The 25,302-nt window shown below is 65.9% G+C and carries 21 protein-coding genes; 15 read left to right on the top strand and 6 right to left on the bottom strand.

The annotated features are described in order from the left end of the window. Positions 1-35: 35 nt before the first annotated feature. Positions 36-452 carry a MarR family winged helix-turn-helix transcriptional regulator gene (locus ACXDF8_RS18660; RefSeq protein WP_457224767.1) on the bottom strand — a complete coding sequence of 139 codons (417 nt, stop codon included), beginning with the start codon at positions 450-452 and terminating at the stop codon, positions 36-38. A 123-nt stretch (positions 453-575) separates the two neighbouring features. Between ACXDF8_RS18660 and ACXDF8_RS18665 the strand changes: the two genes are divergently transcribed. From ACXDF8_RS18665 to ACXDF8_RS18680, 4 genes are read left to right on the top strand one after another with little or no spacing between them, the layout of a single operon-like run. After that, positions 576-1,484 carry an SDR family NAD(P)-dependent oxidoreductase gene (locus ACXDF8_RS18665; RefSeq protein WP_457224768.1) on the top strand — a complete coding sequence of 303 codons (909 nt, stop codon included), beginning with the start codon at positions 576-578 and terminating at the stop codon, positions 1,482-1,484. A gap of 14 nt (positions 1,485-1,498) precedes the next feature. Beyond that, positions 1,499-2,371, top strand: coding sequence for an amidohydrolase family protein (locus ACXDF8_RS18670; RefSeq protein ID WP_457224840.1), 873 nt, complete (start codon positions 1,499-1,501; stop codon positions 2,369-2,371). Beyond that, the gene (locus tag ACXDF8_RS18675) at positions 2,364-3,899 is read left to right on the top strand and encodes an acyl-CoA synthetase (RefSeq protein WP_457224769.1); all 1,536 of its coding nucleotides are present in this window, start codon (positions 2,364-2,366) and stop codon (positions 3,897-3,899) included. The genes ACXDF8_RS18670 and ACXDF8_RS18675 overlap by 8 nt, the downstream gene beginning before the upstream one ends. Beyond that, positions 3,896-4,360, top strand: coding sequence for a MaoC family dehydratase (locus tag ACXDF8_RS18680; protein WP_457224770.1), 465 nt, complete (start codon positions 3,896-3,898; stop codon positions 4,358-4,360). Before ACXDF8_RS18675 ends, ACXDF8_RS18680 begins: the two co-directional genes overlap by 4 nt. Positions 4,361-4,463: 103 nt before the next feature. Here ACXDF8_RS18680 and ACXDF8_RS18685 read toward each other — a convergent pair whose 3' ends face one another. Next, on the bottom strand, positions 4,464-5,600 hold the full coding sequence (locus ACXDF8_RS18685) for a 3,4-dihydroxy-2-butanone-4-phosphate synthase (RefSeq protein WP_457224771.1): 1,137 nt from the start codon (positions 5,598-5,600) through the stop codon (positions 4,464-4,466). Positions 5,601-5,608: 8 nt separating this feature from the next. Further along, positions 5,609-6,118 carry a flavin reductase family protein gene (locus tag ACXDF8_RS18690; protein WP_457224772.1) on the bottom strand — a complete coding sequence of 170 codons (510 nt, stop codon included), beginning with the start codon at positions 6,116-6,118 and terminating at the stop codon, positions 5,609-5,611. A gap of 222 nt (positions 6,119-6,340) precedes the next feature. Here ACXDF8_RS18690 and ACXDF8_RS18695 point away from each other — a divergent pair, with 222 nt between their 5' ends. Continuing rightward, positions 6,341-7,078 carry a DsbA family protein gene (locus tag ACXDF8_RS18695; RefSeq protein ID WP_457224773.1) on the top strand — a complete coding sequence of 246 codons (738 nt, stop codon included), beginning with the start codon at positions 6,341-6,343 and terminating at the stop codon, positions 7,076-7,078. Between the two features lie 11 nt (positions 7,079-7,089). Here ACXDF8_RS18695 and ACXDF8_RS18700 read toward each other — a convergent pair whose 3' ends face one another. Then, positions 7,090-7,902 (bottom strand): DUF732 domain-containing protein, encoded by an 813-nt coding sequence (locus tag ACXDF8_RS18700; protein ID WP_457224774.1) that lies wholly within the window; start codon positions 7,900-7,902, stop codon positions 7,090-7,092. Between the two features lie 355 nt (positions 7,903-8,257). On the opposite strand from ACXDF8_RS18700, the gene ACXDF8_RS18705 reads away from it, so the two are divergent. From ACXDF8_RS18705 to ACXDF8_RS18720, 4 genes are all read left to right on the top strand, one after another. Then, positions 8,258-9,283, top strand: a complete 1,026-nt coding sequence (locus tag ACXDF8_RS18705) for a fused (3R)-hydroxyacyl-ACP dehydratase subunits HadA/HadB (RefSeq protein ID WP_457224775.1) — start codon at positions 8,258-8,260, stop codon at positions 9,281-9,283. Positions 9,284-9,392: 109 nt separating this feature from the next. Continuing rightward, the gene (locus ACXDF8_RS18710) at positions 9,393-11,420 is read left to right on the top strand and encodes an EAL domain-containing protein (protein ID WP_457224776.1); all 2,028 of its coding nucleotides are present in this window, start codon (positions 9,393-9,395) and stop codon (positions 11,418-11,420) included. Between the two features lie 149 nt (positions 11,421-11,569). Further along, complete coding sequence (locus ACXDF8_RS18715; RefSeq protein ID WP_457224777.1) at positions 11,570-14,500, top strand: putative bifunctional diguanylate cyclase/phosphodiesterase; 2,931 nt, start codon at positions 11,570-11,572, stop codon at positions 14,498-14,500. 85 nt (positions 14,501-14,585) lie between these two features. Next, positions 14,586-15,209 (top strand): flavin reductase family protein, encoded by a 624-nt coding sequence (locus ACXDF8_RS18720; RefSeq protein ID WP_457224778.1) that lies wholly within the window; start codon positions 14,586-14,588, stop codon positions 15,207-15,209. Positions 15,210-15,268: 59 nt separating this feature from the next. On the opposite strand, the gene ACXDF8_RS18725 is transcribed toward ACXDF8_RS18720, so the two are convergent. Beyond that, the gene (locus ACXDF8_RS18725; RefSeq protein ID WP_457224779.1) at positions 15,269-15,769 is read right to left on the bottom strand and encodes a MarR family winged helix-turn-helix transcriptional regulator; all 501 of its coding nucleotides are present in this window, start codon (positions 15,767-15,769) and stop codon (positions 15,269-15,271) included. A 254-nt stretch (positions 15,770-16,023) separates the two neighbouring features. Between ACXDF8_RS18725 and ACXDF8_RS18730 the strand changes: the two genes are divergently transcribed. The 6 genes from ACXDF8_RS18730 to ACXDF8_RS18755 all read left to right on the top strand — a co-directional run bounded on the left by ACXDF8_RS18730 (position 16,024) and on the right by ACXDF8_RS18755 (position 23,311). After that, the gene (locus ACXDF8_RS18730; RefSeq protein ID WP_457224780.1) at positions 16,024-17,763 is read left to right on the top strand and encodes an FAD-dependent monooxygenase; all 1,740 of its coding nucleotides are present in this window, start codon (positions 16,024-16,026) and stop codon (positions 17,761-17,763) included. A gap of 71 nt (positions 17,764-17,834) precedes the next feature. Further along, positions 17,835-18,746 (top strand): VOC family protein, encoded by a 912-nt coding sequence (locus ACXDF8_RS18735; RefSeq protein WP_457224781.1) that lies wholly within the window; start codon positions 17,835-17,837, stop codon positions 18,744-18,746. Between the two features lie 44 nt (positions 18,747-18,790). Next, a complete protein-coding gene (locus ACXDF8_RS18740) occupies positions 18,791-19,807 on the top strand; it encodes a fumarylacetoacetate hydrolase family protein (protein ID WP_457224782.1) in 1,017 nt (338 codons plus the stop codon). A 15-nt stretch (positions 19,808-19,822) separates the two neighbouring features. Beyond that, a complete protein-coding gene (locus ACXDF8_RS18745) occupies positions 19,823-20,638 on the top strand; it encodes a beta-keto acid cleavage family enzyme (protein WP_457224783.1) in 816 nt (271 codons plus the stop codon). Positions 20,639-20,715: 77 nt separating this feature from the next. Next, entirely contained in the window at positions 20,716-21,840 is a 1,125-nt protein-coding gene (locus ACXDF8_RS18750) for an NDMA-dependent alcohol dehydrogenase (protein ID WP_457224784.1), read from the top strand. A gap of 64 nt (positions 21,841-21,904) precedes the next feature. After that, positions 21,905-23,311 carry an aldehyde dehydrogenase family protein gene (locus ACXDF8_RS18755; protein ID WP_457224785.1) on the top strand — a complete coding sequence of 469 codons (1,407 nt, stop codon included), beginning with the start codon at positions 21,905-21,907 and terminating at the stop codon, positions 23,309-23,311. 64 nt (positions 23,312-23,375) lie between these two features. On the opposite strand, the gene ACXDF8_RS18760 is transcribed toward ACXDF8_RS18755, so the two are convergent. Further along, complete coding sequence (locus tag ACXDF8_RS18760) at positions 23,376-25,298, bottom strand: glycosyltransferase family 39 protein (RefSeq protein WP_457224841.1); 1,923 nt, start codon at positions 25,296-25,298, stop codon at positions 23,376-23,378. Positions 25,299-25,302 lie beyond the last annotated feature (4 nt).

Raw genomic sequence — 25,302 nt, forward strand, 5'->3', positions numbered from 1 at the left:
ACCATTCTGCGATTCGAGATGGTGGCTCCCCCGCGCTATGCGGATGCCGCATCGACAATGCGGACCAACAACTGGCGCAACACCTCCTGCTCGCGCGGTTCGAGCGAGCCCAGCCTTTCCTGCGCCCCCTTCGCGGCGGCGAGGGCAGCGCTGCGGTACCGGCGCTTGCCTGCCGCCGTGGCGGTGACCAAGCGGGCGCGGCGATCGTTGGGGTCGAGCTGGCGACGAACAAGCCCGGCGCTGTCGAGTTCGTCGACCAAAGCCACGACCTGGCTGGGGTCTAAACCCAGAACGTCAGCCAACTCCCGCTGCGACAGTCCCGCGGGCGCATCGCACACCAGGGTCAGGACCGAGTACTGCCGCACCCGCAGTCCCGAAGGCGCCAACGCGGCATTCGCCGAACGCGCGACCAGGCCACTTGCACGGGAAAGCAGAAATCCCAGATCGCCCATCAATCCGCTCATCTATGACAACCTCAATCATTGACATTATTAACTATCTGGGCCTAGTGTCCCCTTCGAGTCGACGTGACGGGCGTTCTACCGTCGCGCGGCCCGGAAAGGAGCGTCACAGAGATGAACTTATCCGGCAAGGTGGCTGTGGTCACCGGAAGTGGACGCGGCCTGGGCCGCGCCTACGCCATGGAGCTGGCGCGGTGCGGTGCTGCCGTGATCGTCAACGATGCCGACGGCAACGCCGCCGAGTCGAGCGCGGCCGCGATCACCGCCGCCGGCGGTACCGCGGTCGCCCACACCGCAGCCGTCGGTGACAGTGCGAACGCCCGAAACCTGGTCGAGCGCGCCGTAACCGAGTTCGGCCACCTCGACATCCTGGTCAACAACGCCGGGATACTCCGCGACGGCACGCTGTGGAAGCTCTCTGACGACGACTTCGATGCCGTCATCACCACCCACTTGCGAGGCACTTTCACCTGCACCCGGGAAGCCGTCGTCCAGATGCGCAGCCAGGGTCGCGGTGGGCGGATCATCTGCGTCGGCTCGCCGACCGGTCAGGTGGGTAATTTCGGGCAGACGAACTATGCCGCCGCCAAGGCGGGCATCGTCGGCATGGTCCGCACCTGGGCACTAGAGCTCGCCCGCGCGCACATCACTGCGAACGCCATCGTGCCCGTCGCCGCCACCGAGATGACCCGCACGGTGCCGTTCCTGCGCTCGTACGTCGAGGCGCTCGACACCGGGGCGGCGCTGCCGCCCTTCGCACGACGCGAACTGGGCTTCGGTACCGCCGAAGACGCCGCCGGAGTCGTCGCCTTCCTCGCTTCGGACAGCGCTGCGTCGATCACCGGCCAGGTGGTCGGTATCGGCGGCGACCGACTATCGCTGTGGACCCACCCGGCAGAGATCGTCGTCGAGTTCGCCGACGGGTCCGGTTGGTCCGCCGACGATATCGAAAAGGTCTGGGCGGATCGGTTCGCATCGGATCAGCAGCCGGTCGGTCAGCAGATTCCGGAACCCCCGCAATGACCGCGGGCATGACGATGGACATCGCCTCGCTCACCGCAATCGATGTGCACGTGCATGTTCACGCCGACTCCCATGGGCATCTAGCTCTCGACGATGAGCTCAACGACGCTGCAGCGCTGTACTTCCGCGGAGGTGAGCTTCCCCAGCCGACCGTCGACGACGTCGCCGAGCACTACCGGGCGTTGAACATGGCGGCCGTGCTGTTCACCGTAGACGCCGAAGCCATGACCGGGCACCCCACCCTGAGCAACGAGGAGATCGCCGAAGCGGCCGCCGCGCACTCCGACGTGCTGATTCCGTTCGCCTCCATCGACCCGGCCCGCGGACGGGCCGGAGTGCGCGCCGCGCGGCGGTTGGTCGACGACCACGGGGTGCGTGGGTTCAAGTTCCACCCGTCGCTGCAAGCCTTCGAGCCCAACGACCGCCGCGTCTATCCGCTCTACGAAGAACTCCAATCCCTCGGCGTGCCGGCGCTGTTCCACACCGGTCAGACCGGTATCGGCGCGGGCCTGCCCGGCGGGCGCGGAATCAAGCTGCGCTATTCGGACCCGATGCTGCTCGACGACGTGGCCGCCGACTTTCCCGGTCTGACGATCGTCATGGCCCATCCGTCGGTGCCGTGGCAGGACGCCGCCATCTCGGTCGCCACTCACAAAGCCAATGTGTATATCGACCTTTCGGGATGGTCACCGAAGTACTTCCCGCCGCAGCTGGTTCGTGCCGCGAACACCATGCTGAAGTCCAAGGTGCTGTTCGGTTCCGACTACCCGATGATCACCCCCGAACGTTGGCTGCGCGATTTCGAGGAGTTGGAGATCAAGCCGGATGTACGGCCGATGATCCTCAAGCACAACGCCATTCGTGCGCTCGGTCTGCAGGATGCGTAACGCAGGCTTGGGCTCGTGGCCCGAACGACGGCTGCGCATATCCCCGGAACGCGACGCGTTGTGGTTCGACGGGAAGACGACGTCATATCGCGACCTGGCCCTGCGGGTTCGCCGGCTCGCCGGTGCACTGTCCGCGCTCGGCGTGGGCGCCGGCGACCGGGTGGCCTGGCTGGGCTACAACCACCCGTGCGCGCTGGAAAGCCTCTACGCGTGCGGGCAACTCGGCGCCATCTGGGTCCCGCTGAATGCGCGAAGCACGGCACCCGAGGCCGCCTACATGATCGACCACTGCGCGGCCACGGTCGTGCTGCACGGTCGAAACCAGGGCGAGCTGGCCGACGAGCTACGCGACCGCACCGCGGTTCGCCACTGGATCACCGCGGAGCCGCCAGTGTCCGGGGGCCGATCCTCAGTACCGTACGAGGATCTGTTGGCCACCGCCACGCCCGATGAGCGCGACACCGCGGTTTCCCTCGACGATGTCTGTCTGATCATGTACACCTCCGGAACCACCGGCCGCCCGAAGGGGGCGACCCTGACCCACGGCAACATGACGTTCGCCTGCATCAACCAAGTGCTCGGCTTCGACATCGCGGGCGATGAGCGGACTTTGGCGATGGCACCGCTTTTCCACATCGGCGGGCTGAACAGCACCGTCAACCCGGTGGTGCTCCGTGGCGGCTGCTCGGTGATCATGCGTGGCTTCGATCCTCATGAAGCCCTGCGCCTCATCGAAGACCAGCGAATCAATTCGTTTTTCGGGGTGCCGACCATGCTCGACGCGATGGCACGCAGTCCGCAGTTCCATACCCGCGATCTGTCGAGTCTGCGCACGATCGTGGCCGCCGGCGCCCCGGTGCCGCAGGACACCCTTCGGAACTGGCTCGACCGCGGGGTGACCGTACAACAGGCCTACGGCATGACCGAGAGTGCGCCGTCTGGCACGGTCCTGGATGCCGACGTGGCCGTCGCGAAGGTCGGCTCTGCCGGCAAGCCCCAGTTCTTCACCGATGTGCGCGTTGTCGCCGAGGACGGCCGTGAATGCGCGCCAGGCGAATTGGGCGAGGTGGTGCTGTCCGGCCCCAACATCATGCCGGGGTACTGGGAAGATCCCGAGCGGACCGCCGAGGTGCTGGTCGAGGGGTGGTACCGCTCCGGGGATATCGGCGTCGTCGACGAGCAGGGATACCTCTACATCCGAGACCGGTTCAAGGACATGATCATATCGGGCGGCGAGAACATCTATCCCGCCGAAGTGGAATCCGCACTGCGCGAAATTCCAGGCGTCCTCGACGCTGCCGTCATCGGGGTTCCCGATGACACGTGGGGCGAAGTCGGGCTCGCAGTGGTCGTAACGGAGCCGACGACGCCGCGCCACGCCGATCACCTGCATTCCGTCCTACGGACGCGATTGGCGGCCTTCAAGATTCCCAAACATTTCAGGTTTGTCGACGAACTGCCCAAAACCCCTACCGGCAAGGTCCGCAAACCGGATCTCCGCAAGCACTACCGAGAGGACACCCCGTGAGCACGACCACCAGCATCGCCGACCTTGCCAACCTGGCCGGGACTGAGCTACCACCGAGCAGGTGGATCGAAGTGACGCAGCAGCGGGTCAACACTTTCGCCGACGCGACCGATGACCATCAATGGATCCACGTCGACGTCCAGCGCGCCGTCGCCGAGAGCCCTTTCGGCGGCCCGATCGGACACGGCTACCTCACCTTGGCACTTCTGATCCCGCTGTGGTCTGAGATGTTGGTCGTCACCGATGCCGACCTCGCGATCAACTATGGTCTCAACAAAGTGCGCTTCCCGGCCCCGGTGCCGGTGGGGACACGAATCAGACTGTCCGCCACCATTAGCGACGTGACCGAGGTCAATGGCGGGGTCCAAGTGAGTGTCAATGCGGTTCTCGAGGCGGAGGGTGGCGACAAGCCCGTCTGCATCGCCGAGCCCGTCTTCCGCTTCCTTCGCGCCCCGGCTTAACCGAATATCCGGACAGCTGAAGACAGCCCGGACCGCTTCCTGACCGATCTCGACGTCCGGCCAGGTACCGTCTCGCCAGATCCCAGTTCGATTCAGGACCTGCCTAGACGGTCACCTGCTCGGTACGTCCGATTACGTCGATCGACTGATTCAGCAGGGCCTGACACCTCTCCGAATCGCTGGCGACGAGGCGGACACGCTCGATCCCGAGTGCCTTGGCCACCTGCGCCCCGGTCTCATAGCTGTCGAGGTCCGCCTGCGACAGGCTCACCGTGGTAGCGCTGCTCGACTCCGCGCCCGGCTGCAGCGCACACGCACCGGTCCTGCCCGCCAAGCTGATTCCTCTGGCTGTATCGCCGCGTAGGTAGACGACCACACCACAGCCCGCAGCACTGATTGCATCGAGGGATTCGCGTAGCCGCGCTCCGCAGTGACACCGGCCGCAGCCGAAGACATCGCCGATCGGGCATTCCTTGTGCATCCCGAGTAGAACGCCCTCGGCCGACTGGCTCTGCGTGATGACGTCACCCATCACCAATGCCAGATGCTCGGCCCGATTGACCCTGTGGCGGAACGCCATAGCGCGGAATTCCCCGAATATCGTCGGCAACCGCGCTGACGACACCTGCTCGACTTGCTGCTCGTTGCGGCGTCGGTAGGACACGAGGTTGGCGATCGACACTCTGGGCAATCGGTGCTCATAGACAAACCTCGACAACGCCGGTCCTCGCATCATCTCACCGTTGTCGGCGACCAGCTCGCTGATCGCACCGACGCGCGGGCGGCCGGCGAGCTCGAGCAGATCCAAGGCGGCCTCAGCGGGCCCGCGCCGTACCAGCACTCCGCCCGAGCAGGCGCGCAACGGGAAGACATGGCCCGGGCGACGCAACCGGTCCGGCGACAGTCGGGGATCAGCCAACGCGCGGACCGTTGCCGCCCTCGCTGCCGCCGACACACCGGCGCCAGCGAGGTTCACACTGACGGTGGGTTGGGCGTACTCTGCGTCGTTACCGGACGCCACCATCGGCGGAAGCCGCAGTTCGTCGGCGCGCGCCGGCGGCATTGGAGCACAGACGATTCCGGTGGTGTGCCGGATCATGAAGGCCATCTGATCGTCCGATATGCAATCGGCGGCGGCAACAAGGTCACCTTCGTCGTCGCGACCGGCGGCATCTGTGACGACAACCATCTGGCCCGAGGCCAGAGCCTCGACCGCGCGCCACACCGCATCGGTGGCCACGCCGGGCATCATCGTGAGAACTCGGGAAGTACAGCGTGGGTACCGAAAGTGCGCTGGTGGTACGTCAGCGGAGAACGCTGATGGTCGCACGCGGCGACGACGGTGCCCAACACCACGACATGATCGCCGCCCTCGACGAATTGCGCGGCGCTACAGGCGAGGAACGCCGAGGTTGCCGGCAGTCTCGGCACCTCGGCGTCCACCGTCCAGTCGAGGCCGCTGAACTTGTCGGTACCCCGTTTCGTTGCGAAGTTCGCTGCCAATTCCGGCTGTTCGCTGCACAGCACGTTCACCCCGAACCGGTCGACATTGCGTAACACGGCCAGTAGTTCCGAATTGACGTCGAGCGACACGAGCAGCATCGGCGGGGTCATGGACAGCGACGCGAACGCACTGACCGTCGTACCGTAGGGCGAGCCTTCATGAAGGGCCGTGACGACGGCCACGGGCGCGCACACCGCGGCCATCGCGGCCCGGAATGCGTCGCGAACATCGGCTACATCACTCTCGCCGGTCATAGGGATGCCTTTCCGTCGAGCCGCCAGTGGTTCGGGGATTCCTGTGTGATATTTCACTATAGGCCTATAGGCCCCCGTATGGAATATCACTGCGCCTCGGTTCCGGACTGCCGCCCGGGGTAGTTCATGGCGATGTCAGTGGCCTCGTCATGAAGCGCCACGCGAGATATTCGAGGACTGACACACGGTCTGGCAGGGGTGCCGCGCCCCTAAGCTGAACCCATGAGCAACGGGCATCCCGAGCATGGCGGTGCACTGCACGCGAATAGCAGCCGCAGGCTGATCATCCAGATCGGGCTGACCGCGGGCGTGGTGGTCGTCGCGGTCGTGCTGGTGCTCTACCTGCTAACAGTGGACGGTAAGACGCTGAACGGTCAGCCGGTCACCGATGGCACGGCTTCCGTACCGCCGGGGGCGGTTCGGGTGTCGTCGAGCGCTCTGATCACCAAGCTCGGCAGCACCGAGCCCAAGGTGGTGTTGTCGTTGTACGAGGACTTTCTCTGCCCGCACTGTGCCCGATTCGAGCGGGTCTTCGGGCCGACGATCAGTAGCTTGATCGCCTCGGGAGCGGCAGCCGCGGACTACCACATGGTCGCGATCCTGGACTCGCCCCGAAACCAGGACTACTCGTCACGGGCGGGCAGCGCCGCCTACTGCGTCGCCGACCATTCGACTCAGGATTTTCTGCGCTTCCATTCCGCGCTGTTCGCCCAGCAGCCCGACGAGTTCTCCACGACATTTCCCACCGACGAGGACTTGACCGAGACCGCCCGGCAGGCCGGTGCCGCCCCGGGGGTGAAGGACTGCATCGGCAGTGGGCGCTACCTGGCGATGGTTCAGGCAATGGCTGAGACGACCGGCGTCCACGCGACCCCGACGGTGCGGATCAACGGAGAAGACTACGAGTTGAGCACGCCTGAAGCCTTGGCCGAGAAGGTGACCGCGCTCGCCAGACGCTGAACCGCGACGAGTCAGTGACCGAGATGGATCTGAACACCGTGCGAGCGAAGCTGTTCGAAGCTGTAGCTGAACTCGCCGCGGTGGCCGACGGACACCACGTAGCGTTCCTGGCCTTCGGTGACGGGGAAGGTGAACGAAAACATGCAGCTGGTCGCATCCCCCTTGCCCGGACCGAGCGATGTCGTCGCAAGGATGTCGCCCTCGCCGTTCGTGACGGTCACCGGCGTGGCCGGTCCCACGTCGGAGTAGCCGTTGGTTCCCGCGCACGAGCCGCCGTCGAGCACGATCGCGTCCGTGCCGATCGGATCGGTCAGCACGAAGATGCCTGACACCTTGGCTGATTCGAGGATGCGGAAGCCTTCGTTGAATTGCGGGCAGAACGCGTCGACGGCGATCTTGTCGGCAGGCAGACCCTGCTGTGGGCCGCCGCTTTCCAGCTGGCGGCACACCTCGTGCCCGTGGGCGACGGCGTTGGCGTCCGAATTGAACTGACCTCGCAGCCCCGCGGCGTCGAGTGCCTCGACGTAACCGGTTTCGGCCGGGGGTTTCGGCCGGTGGCCCGACCACATGAGCGCCCACACCACCCCGGCCACCATGACGAGGACAACGGTGATCGCACCGGTCGCCAGCCACGTCGAGCGGATACTCGACCGGGCCAGCGGCAACTCAACGTAGCCCGGCAGCAACCGGCCGCCGGCCGGGTCGGCCGCTTCGGAGCGGCCGTTGCGGACCCGATTGGTCGGCCTGCCGGTGACGTAATAACGGCCCTCGTAGCGGGCCGTGGGATCCGGCCGCCAGCCGGTCGGTGAGGTAGGGGTCCGCACTCCCCCACAGCGCAGGCATGTTCCGCCTTCGTCGAGACCGGCACCGCAGAACGGGCAGGCTGCGGGCTCAACGGCGCCGCGGCGCCGCCACCACCCGATCACTGCGAAATCTCGGTCACCGCACACCACCAACCGCCGTACACCCAGTCTCCTCGATCCCGAGGCATCCTTCTGAGATTGTTCCCGAACAGCGTCGATGCCGGTCAGGCAGGTGAAGCATGGCCGCAACCGCAGCGCGGTAGCCCGGCTCGGCGTGTGGTGCGACGGTCTCCGCACGTTAGTGTGAATCGGTCGGCCACACTAAGCCTCCTGAGAACCCTACCGAGAACGCGCCGACAGAAAAGTTGGCGCATTCATGACCGCAGCAGCAGACACCTCACCACTCGAGGCCCGGGTTGGTCACTACTACCAGATGGACGGCACGTATCTGGTGGGCCGGGAGAAGCTACGCGAGTATGCACGTGCCGTGCAGGACTACCACCCTGCGCACTGGGACGTCGGCGCGGCCGCGAAGCTGGGCTACTCCGACGTCGTCGCACCGCTGACGTTCACCTCCACCCCGGGCATGACCTGCAACCGGGAGATGTTCGAGTCGGTGGTGGTCGGCTATGACACCTACCTGCAGACCGAAGAGGTCTTCGAGCAGCACCGCCCGATCGTCGCGGGCGACGAGCTGCACATCGACGTCGAACTGACCGAGGTACGCCGGACCGCCGGCCGGGACTTCATCACCGTCACCAACACTTTCACCGACGCGGCCGGCGAGCGGGTACACACCCTGCACACCACCGTCGTCGGTATCACCTCTGACGACATCAACCCCGAAGTCAAGGTGGCCGTGCAGAAGGCGATGATGCACGACGTCGACATCATGGGCGTTGGAGAGGCGCCCTACGAGAAAGCGGTTCGTCCCGCAGGCGAGGTCCGCGTCGCCGACGGAACCCTCACCCGCACCCCGGGCACACCGTCCTTCGACGACCTCACCGTCGGCGACGAACTGCCGGTGCACCACACCCGGCTGTCTCGCGGAGACCTGGTCAACTACGCCGGAGTGGCCGGTGACGCCAACCCGATCCACTGGGACGAGGACATCGCCAAGCTCGCCGGACTGCCCGACGTGATCGCCCACGGCATGCTCACCATGGGGTTGGGATCGGGTTACGTCTCGGCATGGTCGGGCGACCCGGGGGCGGTGACCCGTTACGCGGTGCGGCTCTCCCAGCCGGCCATCGTGTCGGCCAAGGAGGGCGCCGACATCGAGTTCAGCGGCAAGATCAAGTCGTTGAATCCCGAAACCCGCAGCGGTGTCGTGCTCGTCGCCGCCAAGTCGGATGGCCGGAAGATCTTCGGACTGGCGACACTCAACGTCCGCTTCCACTGAGAGCGGTACGCGCCGCCATTCCACCGGGCCGCCGATGGAGTGCGGGTCCACATGTGACGTAGCCGTCAATTTTCTGCGGGTTCGGTGGCGCTGCGGTCTACTTGTGCCCATGCGTTCCGGGGGGGTCGGCAAGCATCTTCCAAAAGCCGAGCAGGACATACCTATCGAGCTGGTTCGTCCGCTGCTGGGCATTCTGCGCCGCCGCCTTGGTGCGGACGCCGCCTGGCTGTCGGTGGCATCCGACGACGTGACGGCGCTCGACGGTGACGCCGCAGTCGTCGGACTGGCCTCCTGCGCTCCCCGTGTGGTGCCGGTCCTTAGCCGCGCCGGTGTGACGATGGGGATGGTGTGTACCGCCAGCCGCGAGCCCCGGCCGTACCTCGGGGATACCGACTCACGTTTCATCGCCCAGATCGCCGAGCTCGTCGGCGCACTGATCGAACGCGACGAACACAGTCCGGATACCGCGGCGGCCCGACGGACCGATGTCCGGGACATTCTGAGCCAGAACGATTTCGAGATCGTCTTCCAGTCGGTACATGATGTCGCATCCGGCGCGATCGTGGGCGTCGAAGCGCTGGTGCGCTTCCCGCGGACCCCATTCCGACCGGATGCCTTCCTGGCGCAGGCAGCACTGATGGGCTTGGGCGTCGAACTGGAGACGGCAATCCTGGAGCGTGCCATCGCCCTGGTGCCGCAGTTGCCACGGAACGTGTTCGTGGCGGTGAACGTCTCCCCGAAGTCAGCGCTCGCGGTGCCGTGGGCCGAGCTGCTCGCCAACGTCGACCCGTCACGAATCGTGCTGGAACTCACCGAGCACGACGCTGTCCTGGATTACGGCGCACTCGATGCTGCTCTGGCACCCCATCGGGCGAAAGGCGTCCGGGTGGCGGTCGACGACGTGGGCGCCGGCTTCTCCTCGTTCTCCCACGTCCTGGAGCTGAGTCCCGAATTCGTCAAGATAGACCGGTCCATCACCCGCCACATCGACGTCGACGAAGCCAGGCGTCGACTCGCGCACGCCGTCGCCGAGCTCGCCGGACAGATAGGTGCGACCGTGATTGCTGAGGGGGTCGAGAACCAGGGCGAACTCGACGCCATCGGCGCCGTTGGCATCAGAGCCGCTCAGGGGTACTTTCTCAGCCGTCCGGCTCCTCTGGTTCACGGGTTTACGCCCGCCGATGTCACAGCGGCGCCGCCCGATCGGTTCTCCGCAGCCGTCGGTCTCACGGGAGACCGGCCGTTCGAACTGGCTTTCACGCATAGCCCCATCGGCATGGCGGTCGTCGGTCTGGACGGGTCGTTTCTACGCACCAATCGAGCCCTGCGGGCCATGCTCGGATACACCAAGCAAGAACTGGCCGACCGCACATTTCAGGAGATCACCCATCCCGACGACTTGGAAACGGACCTCGCCCTGCTGACCGAATGTCTGGAGGGGAGGCGGCGCTCCTACCGGATCGCCAAGCGCTACATCGCCGCGGACAGGAGCGTTGTGTGGGGTGCCCTCACCGTGGTCAGCGTGCACGCACGCGATCAGCCCCACTACTTCGTCTCGCAGATCGTCGACGTCACCGCCGATCGCATCCGCGAGGCGGATCTGGTCCACCAGGCTGCCACCGACCCCCTCACCGGGATCGCCAACCGGTCCGCCGGCTGGAACCGCCTAGAAGAACTCCAGAGCAGCGGCCTGGGCTACGGGATTCTGTTCTGCGATATCGCGCGATTCAAATCCGTCAATGACCAGCACGGCCACCGCGCCGGTGATCAGCTGCTGATCGAGGTCACCAACCGCCTGCTCACGGTCGTCGGAGACGAAGGCCTGGTCGCCCGCTGGGGAGGCGATGAATTCCTGGTCATCACCCACGCGGTCGACGACTCGGAGCTGGCCCGCCTGGCCGGCGAGATCAAAGTTCATCTGGCAAGCAGGCCCGTCACGCTCGGCAACGGTATCGAGGTCGCGGTCAGATTCGAGATCGGGTGCGCCGCCCACCGCCCGGACGACGGGCGATCCATTGACGCCGTCCTCGACCAGGCCGACCGGGCCATGTACGCGACGCGACGGCATCGACGCGGCGCGCCCGTCGGCGATCCGCCCTCCGGCCCCGCCGGAAGGCACGGGGCCGGATGTCGTTGACGCAGAGAAGTTCGCGGCCGGCGGTGCCCGGCAGGTCTGCGCACCGCCCACACGATCGGTATCGGTCCCACCGTCTGTTTGTCGTTCATCTCCGAAGACTCGGTACTGTCTGCATGCTGGTATCGACGCGTCTAGCCCAAGGGGGCGCGATGGCCCGAGTTCTGCGCTCCTGCGCAATGCTGTGCGCGTTTTCACTGGCCTACGCCCTGGCGATGTTGGTCGGGCGTGACACCCGGTTGGCCGGCGGCGAAGTCGCCCTGGTGTGGCCCTCGGCTGCGGTGGCCATCATCTGGTTGCTGACCATCCGCCGATCCGGGCCATGGGAACGCACGGCGAACACCGTGATGCTTGGCGCGATGACCTTCGCCATGAACATCGTCACCGGCGCTCCGCTGCTGCTGGGCGCGTGGTTCGCCATCGTCAACGTCACCCTCGCCGTCGTGACCGTCGCGGTGCTGACGCATCGGCACGACGACGTCGCCCTGCGCGACCCCGCCGATCTGACGCGCCTGATCGGCGCGGTGGCCGCCGGGGTACTGGTGGCGGCCGCGCTGGCGACGGCTTTGCTCGTGCCGGTCGAGAAGGCGGACGCGTGGGAGACCTTCGCGCTGTTGGCCGTACGCAATGGCGCGTCTGCGCTCCTCGGTGTCTCGCTGTGGTTGCGCATCCGAGACGTCGATTGGCGGCCGGCCCGCCCCTCCGCGGCGGAGGTTGTCAAGGCCGTGATCGTCGGCGCCGGTGTCGTCTTCGTCTTCGCGTGGATGTTCTGGCTGAACAGCAGCCTGCCGTTGGCGTTCCTGATCCTGGTGCTCGCGATGTGGTTGGCGCTTCGCTACAGCACGACAGTCAACACCCTGTTCCTCGCGGTGGCGGGTAGCTGGATCGTCTTCGCCACCATGTCGAACAGGGGTGTTCTGATCGTCCCCGATATTCAGGTCCGCGCGTTGTTGGCGCAAGCGCTGGTCTGCAGCCTGACGCTCGTCGTGCTGACTCTGTCGCTGTATCGCGACTTCCGGGTGCGGCTGATCTCGGAGCTCGAGATGGCGCGGGACCAGGCCGACCGGAACTCCGAGCTGCTGGGCGCCGTACTCGACAGCATCCACGACGGCGTGCTCGTCGTGGACCCGACCGGCGAGGTCATCCTGCAAAATGCTCGGGCGACCGATTCCGGGCTCGCGAGTTACGTCGCGTCCGTGGCACGGGGTGAAAGTGCCGACAAGCGAACGGTTTCCCCCGGCGGCGCACCCCGTGAGGTCGTGATAACCGCCGACAACTCGCGCGTCATCGAGCTGGCGACGACACCGCTGGTGCGCCGGTCCCTGTTCAGCGTCACGGCATTCCGAGACATCACCGAAGAGAAGGCCGCCGAGGAAGCGCTGGCGGAAAGCGAGGAGCGATTCCGGCTGGCCTTCGATACCGCCCCGATGGGCATGTTCATGTACGAGATGACACCGCACCGCTCGGGATACATCACGCGCTGCAACCAAGCCATGGCAGACGTCCTCGGCCGCCCCGCCGAAGAGCTGCTCGGGATGCGGGTGACAGACCTGGGCAAGCACGAATCAGACACCCGCACAGCAACGTTGGACTGTCTGCTGACCCTGGAGGCAGGCCAACCGTGGGAAGCGGAGACCGCCTTCCGGCGCGCCGACGGTGCCACGGTATGGGGCGCGGTCTCCGCCTGCGCCGTGGCGCCCGCAGGGTCGAGCCCGTACGGAATATGCCTGGTCGAGGACATCACCGGCCGAAAACGCGCGGAGGCCGACCTTCAGTATCTGGCCCTGCACGATCTGTTGACGGGACTGGCTAACCGCGCACTGTTCATGGACCGCATTGAGCATGCGCTGGCGGCCGCGGAGCGCGAGAGTTCGGTCTCGGTGGGACTGATCTTCCTCGATCTCGACGGGTTCAAGGCCGTCAACGACACCTGGGGTCACGCGCAGGGCGACGAAACGCTCAAGGTGGTGGCCGGCCGGATCCAAGCCTCGGTTCGCCCCGGTGACACTGCGGCACGACTGGGTGGTGACGAGTTCGCCGTGCTCTGCCCCGCGGTATCCGACCTCGATCAGCTGCGGACAGTCGCCGAACGCATCCAGGCTGAGCTTCGCCGCCCGGTCCGCCTGACCGTCGGAGGCATTTACGACGAGCTGTCGGTGAGCGCCGGCGCGGTCATCGCGCAGGCGGGCAGCACAGCGGACACGCTGCTTCAGCGGGCGGACCGGCTGATGTACCACGCCAAGCGGAGCGGCAAGGACAGGGTCCTAGTCGGCGAGCCGTCACAGGAGGCCGTGGTGCTGCGTGCGGCGCGGATGCGCCGCGAGCTGGATCGGGCGGTCGAGCGCAGCGAATTCGTTCTGCACTTCCAGACGATCGTGGACCTGCGCACCGCTGACGTCGTCGCTGCCGAAGCGCTTCTGCGCTGGGAACATCCGCAGTGGGGGTTGTTGACCCCGGACGAATTCCTGCCCCTCGCCGAGACGTCGCCGCAGATGCCCGAGATAGGGCGGTACGTCCTCTCCGCGGCGTGCCGGTCGGCTGCGCAGTGGACGGGGCCGATGGCATCCTCGGCGGTGCACGTCAACGTCTCCGGCCGGCAGTTGGAGGCGGGCCGGTTCCACGCCGCCGTCCTCGAGGCGCTCGACAAGACAGGCCTGAGCCCTGACCGCCTTGTCCTCGAGCTCACCGAGACACATGTCGAAGGGGCGGTGCACTCGGCCAAAGCAGACTTGGAGCGGCTGCGCCAGATCGGTGTCCGCATCGCGATCGACGATGTCGGCACCGGCTTCAGTGACCTGGCGAAGATCCTCGAACTGCAAGTCGACATCCTCAAGATCGACAAACAGTTCATCGGGGGTCTGCCCGCCGACTTGCGGTGCGCGGCGATCACCAAGGCGGTCTTGAGCCTGGGCGCCAGCCTGGGGCTGGCGGTCATCGCCGAGGGGGTCGAGTCACAGGAACAGTGCGACCTGCTGGCGGAGTGGGGCTGCGAACTGGGACAGGGCTTCCTGTTCGAGCATGCCGTCACGGCGGAAGCTACCACCGGACCCGCGCGCCTCGCCGGCAGCTACCTGGCGACCTAAGGGCTATCCGCGAACTCGGTACGGTAGGACTGCGCACCGCAGTCTTCATTTCGACCGCACCGCACCGCACCTAGCAGGAGTAGAAATGGCCCGCAGCGACGCTCACTTCTATCGACCGGCCGAGGGCACCGGGCTCCCGCACGATCCGTTCAACGCCATCATCGGACCGCGCCCGATCGGCTGGATTTCCAGCCACGACGGCAGCGGTGTGCGAAATCTGGCTCCCTACAGCTTCTTCAACGGCTTCAACTACCATCCGCCGATCATCGGATTCTCGTCGATAGGGTGGAAGGACACCGTCGCCAACATCGCGGCCACCGGCGACTTCGTTTGGAATCTGGCGACCCGCGATCTCGCACAGCACATGAATCACTCCGCCGCGAGCCTGCCCGCCGACCAGGATGAGTTCAGCAGCAGCGGGCTCACACCGATCCCGGCGACTGTCGTCAGTTCGCCGATGGTTTCGGAGAGCCCGGTCAACTTCGAATGTCTTCTGGCACAACTTATCCGGCTCAACTCTGCCGACGGCGAGGCGCTGGATACCTGGCTCGTGTTGGGCGAGGTGGTCGGCGTGCACATCGACCACGATCACCTCGTCGACGGCGTCTACGACACCGCTGGGCCACGCCCCATCCTACGTAGCGGCGGTCCCGCCAATTACTTCGAGATCGGACCCGACGCGCTGTTCACGATGCCCCGCCCGGCTTGACGAGCGCCGTGTCGCGGTCGCACAGGACCTCTGGCGGCAGCTAGAACGAGCCGTCGCCTTCAACGCCTCGGATCCAGCGACGAATACAGCTTCTGCACCAGGGCACTGAGCTGTTCTCGCTCCTCCTCGGAAAGGGCCGCGACCAGTCGCACCTCTTCCTCGTGATGCGGCCCGGCGATGTTCTCGACAGCTTCCCTGCCCAGGGCGGTCAAGTCGATCAACAACCGCGACTTGCTCGTCGGATGCGGCGACCGGACGACATATCCGTCGCGCTCGAGACGAGTCAGGGTCGTCGTCACCGAAGGCCGCGACACCTGCAGAATCTCGGCCAGCTGGGCCGGCTCCATCGGGCCGGCCACGTAGAGGTTGGCCATGATGCGGAAGCCGGGCCACGTCCAGCCGTGGGGACGGTGCACATCGAATTCCAGTGCGGTCTCCATGATCCGGACTATTCGGATCAGATGCCACACGATGGATGTCGAGGTGAGGTCCTCTGCGGCATGTCGTTGTGAGAGCAACCGGGCGACCTCAGGTTGGAAGCTCTGCCCGAACGTTGGCACGGCATCAGTATGGACCCGCGCTCGACCAACGCGACACAGGCACACCCTCTTGTGGCCCGAGTCACTTATCTGCTATTAGTTGATTAACAGTTAGACGCCTCATAGTCTGGCGGCACGGCCAGCACAGCGACCGGCGTCAACCTGTCAATGGATCGGTGCTGGTCGCTCGACCGGCGGCGACCACGTGTTCCTGCGCGGAACAGTCTTGTCCCACATCAGTTTTCGACATACGTAGATCGAAGGTGGCCCAGCACGTGAAGACACTTCGTACCCCGATCACCATCGTCGGGGCCGGTCCGGCTGGTTTGACCACGGCACTTGCCTTGGCTAGCTACGGCGTGGAGCACCGATTGATCGAGCGCCACCCCGGCCCGGCCCACACCCCTCGCGCCCACATCGTCAACCAGCGGACCGTCGAGATCATGCGCCACCTCGGTATCGAGGAGCAGTTGACGGCAGCATCGTCGTCGCACGAGTCGATGCGGCACAGCGTGTGGTACACGACGCTGACGCAGCCGGAAGTCGCTCGGCGCGAATGCTGGGGCACCGAGTGGACCCAATACGCGCAGTACAAGGCGGCCAGTCCGTGCACACCGCTGAACTGTCCGCAGACCAGCTTCGAGCCGGTCCTGATCGATGCGGTACGTGCCCGCGGCTCAGAAGTTCACTTCGGCCACGAGTTCGTGACGATGGAACGAAGCGGCGACGGCTGGCTCAGCACGGTCAGGGACAGAAGCGACGACACGCTCTATCAGATTCAATCCGACTTCGTGGTCGGCGCCGACGGCGCCAAGGCGAAAGTTCTCAATCTCGTCGGACTCGACGTCGAAGGTAAGTCCGGCCTGTTTCACGCCGCCAACATCTGGTTTCGCGCTGATCTCTCCCGACATTTCGCGCACCGGCCCGGCGTCCTGATGTGGAACATCCACCCTGATCCCGCGGCTCCCTGGGGACTCGGGACGTTCATCTGCATGAAGCCGTTCACCGAGTTCGTGCTGGTTCGCATGTACGACCCGGCACGCGAGGATCTCACCGCGATGTCCGACCGGCAGGCCATCGACTACATCGAGCGTGCCGTCGGCGAACCCGTCGGCGAGGTGGAGATCCTCAATATCGCTGGCTGGCAAGTGAATGCGCAGGTGGCGCCGAGCTACGGCCGCGACGGCGCCTACAGCGCCGGCGACGCGGTGCACCGTCACCCACCGACAAACGGGCTGGGACTCAACATGTCGGTGGCCGACGGATTCAACCTCGCTTGGAAGCTCGCCCTCGTCCACCAAGGAAAGGCCGGCGCAGCGCTTCTCGACACCTACAGCACCGAGCGCCAGCCCGTTGGCGCTGCGGGCGTCGAGCGGGCGATCACCAGCCTGTATGACGCGGCCGCCTTCCGCGACGCTGTCGGTCTGACGCCGGATCTGACCGAGGAGCAGGGCTGGCGTGCTCTGCAGGTCCTCAACGAACCGACGCCGGAAGGCGACGAACGCCGAGCCGCCCTGCGCGCGGCTCTCGACCAGACGGATTACCGATTCAACGCGCTCGGACTCGAAGTCGGCTACCAGTACCGAACAGGCGCGTTGGTCGACGACGCCGCCTCGGAGCCGTGCACCGACCGGGACCCAGTTCTGCACTACGAACGCACGACGCGGCCGGGGGCGCGACTCCCCCATGCCCGGTTGGAACGTGACCGGGTCCCCATATCGTCACTGGACCTGGTCGACGGCCTCCAGTTTTCCCTGCTAGTCGGCCTCTACTGCCAGCACTGGCGTGACGCCGCCCGACAGGTGAGCGACGTCCTCGGCGTGGACATCGCCGTCCACGAGATCGGTGGCGGGGCAATTCTCGATCCCTACTTCGAATGGGCCGACTCCAGGCAGGTCGGTCATGACGGAGCGGTGCTGGTGCGCCCCGATCGACATGTCGCCTGGCGCTCGGTCACCGGAAGCAATGCGGCAGCCCGACTCGAGACCGCGATGAGACGCATCCTGCACCGCTGAGAACCGTTCGCCGCGGTGCCACCACCTGCCGCACGCCATTCCCCACCCTCGACCGCACAGGAGCACGTTTCATGCAGCACCGCATCACGCAGTTGGGATATGTCGGCCTCAATGCCACCGATCCGTCGACATGGCACCAGTTCGGAACCCTCCTCGGAGCTCAGCTGACCTCCCTCGCCGACGGCGTGCTGGGCTGGCGACTGGACAGCGATCGTCCGGCCCGGATCTATGTGCACCCCGCCGACCGCGACGGCCTGGCGTACGCCGGCTGGGAGACAGCGGGTCCCGCGGAGTTCTCCGGTGTCGTAGGCCAACTGACAAGTCTGGGTGTGGACGTCACCGTCGCTCCGGACGTGGCGTCATCGCGCGGCGTCGCGGAACTCGCGCAATTCCGCGATCCGGACGGCAACCCGTGCGAGCTCTACTGGGGAGCGGGTAGCGCCATCCGGTCCCAGTTCCATTCCCCGCAGGGGGTGACGTTCACGATCGGCGAGCTCGGTACGGGTCACCTCACCCTCGCGGTGGCGAATTTCCGCGACACACTGGACTTTTACAGCATCGGGCTAGGGATGCGCTTGACCGAGATCGCCGATGTGGGCGGGGGCCGGGTCGGCTTTCTCCGATGCAACCCCCGCCATCACAGCGTGGCCTTCTTCGAACTGCCCTCCGGCCACTCGCGGTTGATGCACCTGTCGGTCGAAGTGGACGAACTCGATGCGCTCGGCTCCATCCGCGACCGACTCCTGGATGCCGACTTTCCGATCCTGCGCGACCTCGGGCGACATCCGACCGACGGGGTCATCTCGTTGTACGCCAGCGTGACCGACGCCTTCGAGTTCGAGATCGGCTGGGGATCGGTGATCGTCGACGACGACACCTGGGAACGCGACCGCTACGCCCGCGTCGGATGGTCCTGGGGGCACCGAGAAATCCACTCCTCCGGCCCAAGCTCGTCTCTGGGCGAGACCGAGTCGCATCGCTGATCGTCCTACGACGTACCAAAACCCCCACCTAACAAGGAGTTCGAATGAAACTGGGAACCATCGACCACGAAGGTCGCGACGAGGTCGTGATCGCAACCGAAGACCAGGGTGCGGTAGTGCTGCTGCGCCAGCTCTACGACCACGCGAAACTCGGTTCTGCCCCAGCGTCCTTGCGTGACCTGCTCGCCCGCGGCCCCGCAGAACTCGACACCATCCGCCGGGCGCTACCCGCCCTGGAGTCGCTGCCCACCCTGCCGGTCGATGACCTCACGTGGCGACCGCTGCTACCCGAGCCGAGCAAAATCCTCGGCGTCGCCATGAACAACGAGCGACTCAACAACACCGCCCATGTGCCGCCGGCCGGACCGATGTTCTTCGTCAAACCACACAACACGCTGATCGGGCATCGGCAGCCGATCGAGATCGCCGATGACTACGGCTTCACCTTCCCCGAATTGGAACTGGCCGTCGTCATCGGCAACCGGACCCGGCACGTCAGCGAAGCGGCCGCCCTGGACCAGGTAGCCGGATACACCATCGTCAACGATGTGACCTCGCAGGGCCTGAAACTGGGCGACTCCATCGCCGCCGACATCACCCCGGAAATGCGCCAGACCCGTGGCTACGAGGACTATTTCAGCTGGCGCAGGCCCCGCGGCGACGATGACAACTCCGTCTACCTCACCTATCACGCACGCTCCAAAGGAGCCGACACGTTCGGGCCGCTCGGGCCGTTCCTCACCACGCGCGACGAGATCGCCGACCCGGACAACCTCACCGTCCGAGGGTGGGCCGACGGGGTCCTGTTCACCGAGGACAGCACCGCGAGCTACTCCTATCCGGTTGCCCACATCGTGTCGTGGGCGTCGCGATACTTCACGCTCAATCCCGGCGACGTCATCTTGTGCGGGACGGCCGCCAAGGGCACGGAACGCTACCCCCGCGCCCATCACAACATCGACCTGTCCCGAAGCACACCGCAGATCGACATCGAGATCGACGGGCTCGGTCGGCTCACCAACTCCGTCGTGCACACCACCCACCCCATCGATATCGGCTAGAGAAAGCGGAGTTTCATGACAAGCGCAGTGATCACCGTCGCGACCACGGGGCCGGTCGCCACCACCAAGGACAACCCGCACCTGCCGGTGACCCCGGAACAGATCGCCGAACAGGTCCACGAGGCTTATCAGCTCGGGGCGGCGGTTGCACACCTCCATTTCCGCGATGAACAGCAGCGTCCCACCGCCGACCTGCGGGTGGCGCGGCGCACCATCGAACTCATCGAGGAGCGCTGTCCGATCCTGATCCAGATTTCGACCGGCGTCGGCTACGGCGTGAGCTTCGAAGAGCGCGCGGCATTGGTGGAACTACAACCGAAGATGGCCACGCTGAATCCCTGCGCCATGACCTTCGGACCCATCATCTTCGACAATCCGCCGCAGGGCGTACGCGCCTTGGCCGCGCGGATGAAAGACCTCGGGGTCAAACCCGAACTCGAGATCTACGACACCGGGCACCTGGAGTTCTGCCTCCAGCTGCGCGACGAGGGGCTGCTCGAAGACCCCCTGCAGTTCAGCATCGTGCTGGGTGTTTCCGGCGGAATGACCGCGACACCGCAGAACCTGATGCTGATGATCGATCGCATGCCCGAGGGGTGCATCTGGCAGGTGGTTGCGGTGGGGCGAACCAATCTGCAGCTAACCGCGATCGGCCTGGCCAATGGGGGCAACGCCCGCGCAGGGCTGGAGGACACATTGCACCTTCGAGCCGGCGCACTGTCGAACGGTAACGCGCCGCTGGTCAGCCGGGCGGTGAACCTGGCCAACGATCTCGACCGCGTGCCGGCCACTGTCGAGGAGACCGCTGCGCTACTGCGGCTTCGCTCCTAGCGCGTCGGCCGCGCCGACGCAATTGGTGCCACTACGCACTCGCCTACCTCCGAATCAGTCGAAAGGTTTACTCCCTCATGCCAATCACCACCCGCACCGCGGTGCTGAAAACAGTGCCCGGACGCTACGAGACAGTCACCGTCGAACTCGACGACCCACGCCAGAACGAAGTCACCGTCAAGCTCGTCGCCGCCGGGCTGTGCCATTCCGACGACCATCAGGCCACCGGCGACGTTCCGGCGTTCGTCTACCCATTCGCCGGTGGTCATGAGGGTGCCGGCGTGATCACCGCGGTCGGACCGCACACGAGCGGCTTCGACATCGGCGACCACGTCGTCTTCTCGTTCCTGCCTGCCTGCGGCCGATGCGAATTCTGTGCCGAGGGCAGATCGAACCTGTGCCAGCTCGGCGCCTCCGTGCTCAGCGGCGCCCGCGCCGAGGATCCCACCAGTTTCCGCATGCACCTCGACGGGACTCCGGTCGGCCAGCAGTGTGGGGTGTCGACCTTCAGCGAATACACCACGGTATCGACCGCCTCGGTGGTCAAGATCGACAAGTCCATCCCGTTGAAGTCCGCCGCACTGCTCAGTTGCGGAGTGCCGACCGGCTGGGGTTCGGCGGTCAACTCGGCGCGGATCCGGCCGGGCGACACCGTGATCGTCATGGGAATCGGCGGCATCGGAGCCAACGCGCTGCAGGGTGCCGCACACGCCGGAGCATCCACCATCATCGCCGTCGATCCCGTTGCGGCGAAATTGGATAAAGCCAAAGAGTTCGGCGCCACGCACTTCTACACCTCCATCGAAGCGGCCGCCGACTACGCGCGTTCGGTGACCAACGGCCAGGGCGCCGATGCCACCATCGTCACTATCGGTGTAGTCAACGGCGACCACGTGGCCCAGGCGTTGGCTTCCATTCGCAAGGCCGGGACTGTCGTGCTCACCGGCCTCGGCGATATCACCAAGCCCGGCGCACCCATCTACCTCGGCGACCTGACGCTGATGCAGAAGCGGCTGCAAGGCTCGCTGTTCGGCGAAGCCAACCCGCGCCGCGACATCGTCAACCTCGCGCGCATGTACCAAGGCGGGCGGCTCAAGCTCGACGAACTCATCACCGCCGAATACACGCTGGACCAGGTCGCCGAAGCCTACGACGACATGCACGCCGGCAAGAACATCCGCGGCGTCATCGTCTTCGACTGATCGGCGGCGCCCACAATCCCGGGGCTGACCCCGGGGCAATTCATCCGATCAGTGAGGACAGATGATGACCATCACCTATGCGAGCCTGCTGGCCGGCATCACCGATGCCGACGGCCGCGAAATCCACGATCCGGCAACCGACGAAGTTGTCGGTCGGGTCCGCTTCCGCAGCGTCGCCGAGCTCGACTCGGCAATTCAGCGGGCCCGCGCAGCGCAGCCGGCCTGGGCCGCGCGTGGCGACGAGGTGCGCCGAGCTCTGCTGAGCAAGGCCGCTGACGCCGTTGACGCGGCCGCCCAGCCCCTGGCCGAACTGCTATCCCGGGAACAGGGCAAGCCGCTCAACGGACCCAATGCCCGCGTCGAGGTGGCCGGGTGCGCGGCGTGGCTGCGCGCGACCGCCGCTACCGAGGTACCGGTGGAGACCCTGCTCGACGACGAGCACAGCCACGCCGAACTGCGGTATCGACCAGTAGGGGTGGTCGGCGCGATCAGCCCGTGGAACTGGCCGATGATGATCACCACCTGGCAGATCTCCGCGGCGCTGCGAATGGGCAACACCGTGGTCGTCAAGCCGTCGGAGAACACCCCACTGAGCGTGCTCGCCCTCGCTGCGGTCATCAATTCCGCACTGCCAGAAGATGTCTTGCACGTCGTGGTCGGTGACGGCACGTTGGGCGCTCGGCTGTCGAGTCATCCCGACGTCGGCAAGTTGCTGTTCACCGGCTCCACCGCGACCGGGCAGGCCATCATCAGGAGTTCGGCCGACACCGTCAAGCGGCTCACCCTCGAACTCGGCGGCAACGATCCGGCGATCGTGCTGCCCGACGTCGATCCGAACGCCATTGCGATGGAGCTGTTCTGGGCGGCATTCATCAACACCGGGCAGACCTGCGCCGCCCTCAAGCGTCTTTACGTCCACACCGATGTCTATGAGGCGGTCTGCGCTGCCCTTGTCGCAGTTGCCCAGAACATGCCGATGGGGCACGGGCTCGATGAGCAGAATGTGCTTGGGCCGCTGCAGAATCGACGCCAGTACGATACCGTGGCGCGGCTGGTCACGGCTGCGCGTGCAGCCGGCGCCACGATCCTGCTCGGCGGCGATCCCGACCACACCGCGGTCGGCAACTTCTATCCCACGACGCTGGTCGCTGATATTGACAACGACAACCCCCTGGTCGCCGAGGAACAGTTCGGGCCGGCCCTGCCCATCGTGCGCTACACAGACCTCGACGAGGCGATTGCGATGGCCAATGGCCTCGATGTCGGCCTCGGCGCGTCGGTGTGGAGCAGCGACCGGGACGCCGCACGTGCGGTGGCGCTCCGGCTGGAGGCCGGAACGGTGTGGATCAACTCCCACGGCGGGTTGCATCCGATGCTTCCCTTTGGCGGCGTGAAGAAGTCCGGATACGGACTCGAGTTCGGTATCGAGGGCCTCAAAGCGGTCGCGGTGCCGCAGGTCATCAACGGCTGAGGCCGCCGCACCGGCGGCTTTCCATCACCACGGACCGGGCATTGCCCGGTCCGTGGTTGACGACCTAGTGCGCGGGAGCAGTCAGGTCGTAGAGCGTGACACCGTCCACCGTCGTCGCGGTGTAGTGCGCCTTGACCCAATCCCTGATCTTGTCGGACTCCGACCTCGATCCGGATTGACCACCAGGCGCCGGCATCCCCGGACGCGAGGAATCGTCGTTGTAGTAGTAATAATGCACTCGTCCAGCGTTGACGTAGTCCTCGAACTGCTCCAGAGTCGGTGCCGGATCTCCGCCGCCGAATCCACCGATCGGCATCACCGAATGACCCGTCTCGAGTTGGTAATCCGAGGCTCCCATCGACCCGGTGGTTGCCGCCACCCACGTGTAGTCATCGGCATCGACGGACAGCAGGGCACTCACCTGTGGGGATACTTTCGCATTGAAAGGACCCCCGCCTCCGTGCCCCGGCATGCCCGGCATCCCACCGCTCTGCAACTTCGGCCCGGCGGTGATAATCGAGCCGCTGTGGGCGGTGCTGACGGTCTGGATGCAGTAGGCCGTCGGTCCAGCCATGGCCGCGAACACGGCCAGCCCGGCCGCCCACACCTTCAGATCACCGGTGGCGAACGTCATCCCTGGCCGAGCGAGCGACGCGAGCAACAAGATGACCGCGAGGGCCCCGGCCGTCGCGACGACCCAGCGCAACCACGGCAGGAAGTCGGGCGCCTTGCCCAGTAGCACCCACGCCCAGGCCGCAGTCATCGCGACGATCAACGTCAATACCACAGTCACCCAGCGTCTTTCGCGGTTCTGCCACAAATGCGTCACACCCGTACCCACCACTGCTGCCACCGCGGGCGACAGGGCCACCGTGTAGTAGTCATGGAAGATCCCCGACATGTAGCTGAACGTCAAGGCGGTGACAAGCAGCCAACCCCCCCAAACCAGGTACGAAGCGCGTTTCGGGTCTGTCCTGGGGGCGCGGCCGCACAGGACCAGACCCGCAACGATCAGCACCAATGCGGCCGGTAGCAGCCAGGAGATCTGGGTAGCGGACTCCGTGGTGAACAACCTGGTGATGCCAGCCTGCCCGAACATCGGACCGCCGGGGCCGCTCGGACCACCGTGTCCGCCGCCGGACGGCAGCCCGCCACCTCCACCGGCGCTGCCGCCGAGAATGCGGCCGAGACCGTTGTAGCCGAGCGTGAGCTGCAGAAAGCTATTGTTTGTGGAGCCGCCGATGTAGGGCCGGTCGGATTTCGGCCACAGCTCGACCAGCGCGACCCACCAGCCGGCGGCCACGATCGCCGCGGCCAACCCGGCTAGCAATTGCAGCAAGCGCGTCACCAACCGGGGCGGCGCGGCTACGACGTAGGCGAGGGCAAGACCCGGTGCGATCAACATGACCTGCAGCTGCTTGGTGAGGAATCCGAATCCGATCAGGGCCCCGCACAACACGATCCACCCGGTGTGTCCGCTTCTTACGCCGCGCAGGAGGGCCCACACCGCGGCGACCATCAGGAACACCAGCAGCGCGTCGGGGTTGTCATAACGGAACATCAGCGTGGCCACCGGAGTCAGCGCCAGTAACGCACCGGAGATCAGAGCCGCTCCCGGCCCGAAGATCCGGCGCACCGCCGCGTACAGCAACGCCACCGAGGCCACACCCAGCAACACCTGCGGAATTTGGATGGCCCAGGAGTTCATGCCGAACAGCCGGGTGCTGATCTCCATGACCCACAGCGACGCCGGTGGCTTATCCACCGTGATCGAATTGCCCGCGTCCGACGATCCGAACAGGAACGCCTTCCAGCTCTGGGTACCCGCCTGCACGGCAGCTGCATAGAAGGAGTTGCCCCAACCATTGCTGCTGAGCCCGATGGTCCAGAACGTCGCCGCCGCCAACAACGTTGCGATCAATCCCGGCCGGGACCAACGCGGTTCGGGCGGCTCGGTGCTCACAGCGTCGTCACTGCGCTCGGTCATCTCC

It is taken from the genome of Mycolicibacterium sp. CBM1 (genome assembly GCF_054073305.1).

Bases quoted from the DNA above. Each gene is read 5' to 3' on its own strand.
- ACXDF8_RS18660 (WP_457224767.1), bottom strand. From the start codon at position 452: ATGGGCGATCTGGGATTTCTGCTTTCCCGTGCAAGTGGCCTGGTCGCG.
- ACXDF8_RS18665 (WP_457224768.1), top strand. From the start codon at position 576: ATGAACTTATCCGGCAAGGTGGCTGTGGTCACCGGAAGTGGACGCGGC.
- ACXDF8_RS18670 (WP_457224840.1), top strand. From the start codon at position 1,499: ATGGACATCGCCTCGCTCACCGCAATCGATGTGCACGTGCATGTTCAC.
- ACXDF8_RS18675 (WP_457224769.1), top strand. From the start codon at position 2,364: ATGCGTAACGCAGGCTTGGGCTCGTGGCCCGAACGACGGCTGCGCATA.
- ACXDF8_RS18690 (WP_457224772.1), bottom strand. From the start codon at position 6,118: ATGACCGGCGAGAGTGATGTAGCCGATGTTCGCGACGCATTCCGGGCC.
- ACXDF8_RS18695 (WP_457224773.1), top strand. From the start codon at position 6,341: ATGAGCAACGGGCATCCCGAGCATGGCGGTGCACTGCACGCGAATAGC.
- ACXDF8_RS18705 (WP_457224775.1), top strand. From the start codon at position 8,258: ATGACCGCAGCAGCAGACACCTCACCACTCGAGGCCCGGGTTGGTCAC.
- ACXDF8_RS18710 (WP_457224776.1), top strand. From the start codon at position 9,393: ATGCGTTCCGGGGGGGTCGGCAAGCATCTTCCAAAAGCCGAGCAGGAC.
- ACXDF8_RS18715 (WP_457224777.1), top strand. From the start codon at position 11,570: ATGGCCCGAGTTCTGCGCTCCTGCGCAATGCTGTGCGCGTTTTCACTG.
- ACXDF8_RS18720 (WP_457224778.1), top strand. From the start codon at position 14,586: ATGGCCCGCAGCGACGCTCACTTCTATCGACCGGCCGAGGGCACCGGG.
- ACXDF8_RS18735 (WP_457224781.1), top strand. From the start codon at position 17,835: ATGCAGCACCGCATCACGCAGTTGGGATATGTCGGCCTCAATGCCACC.
- ACXDF8_RS18740 (WP_457224782.1), top strand. From the start codon at position 18,791: ATGAAACTGGGAACCATCGACCACGAAGGTCGCGACGAGGTCGTGATC.
- ACXDF8_RS18745 (WP_457224783.1), top strand. From the start codon at position 19,823: ATGACAAGCGCAGTGATCACCGTCGCGACCACGGGGCCGGTCGCCACC.
- ACXDF8_RS18750 (WP_457224784.1), top strand. From the start codon at position 20,716: ATGCCAATCACCACCCGCACCGCGGTGCTGAAAACAGTGCCCGGACGC.
- ACXDF8_RS18755 (WP_457224785.1), top strand. From the start codon at position 21,905: ATGACCATCACCTATGCGAGCCTGCTGGCCGGCATCACCGATGCCGAC.
- ACXDF8_RS18760 (WP_457224841.1), bottom strand. From the start codon at position 25,298: ATGACCGAGCGCAGTGACGACGCTGTGAGCACCGAGCCGCCCGAACCG.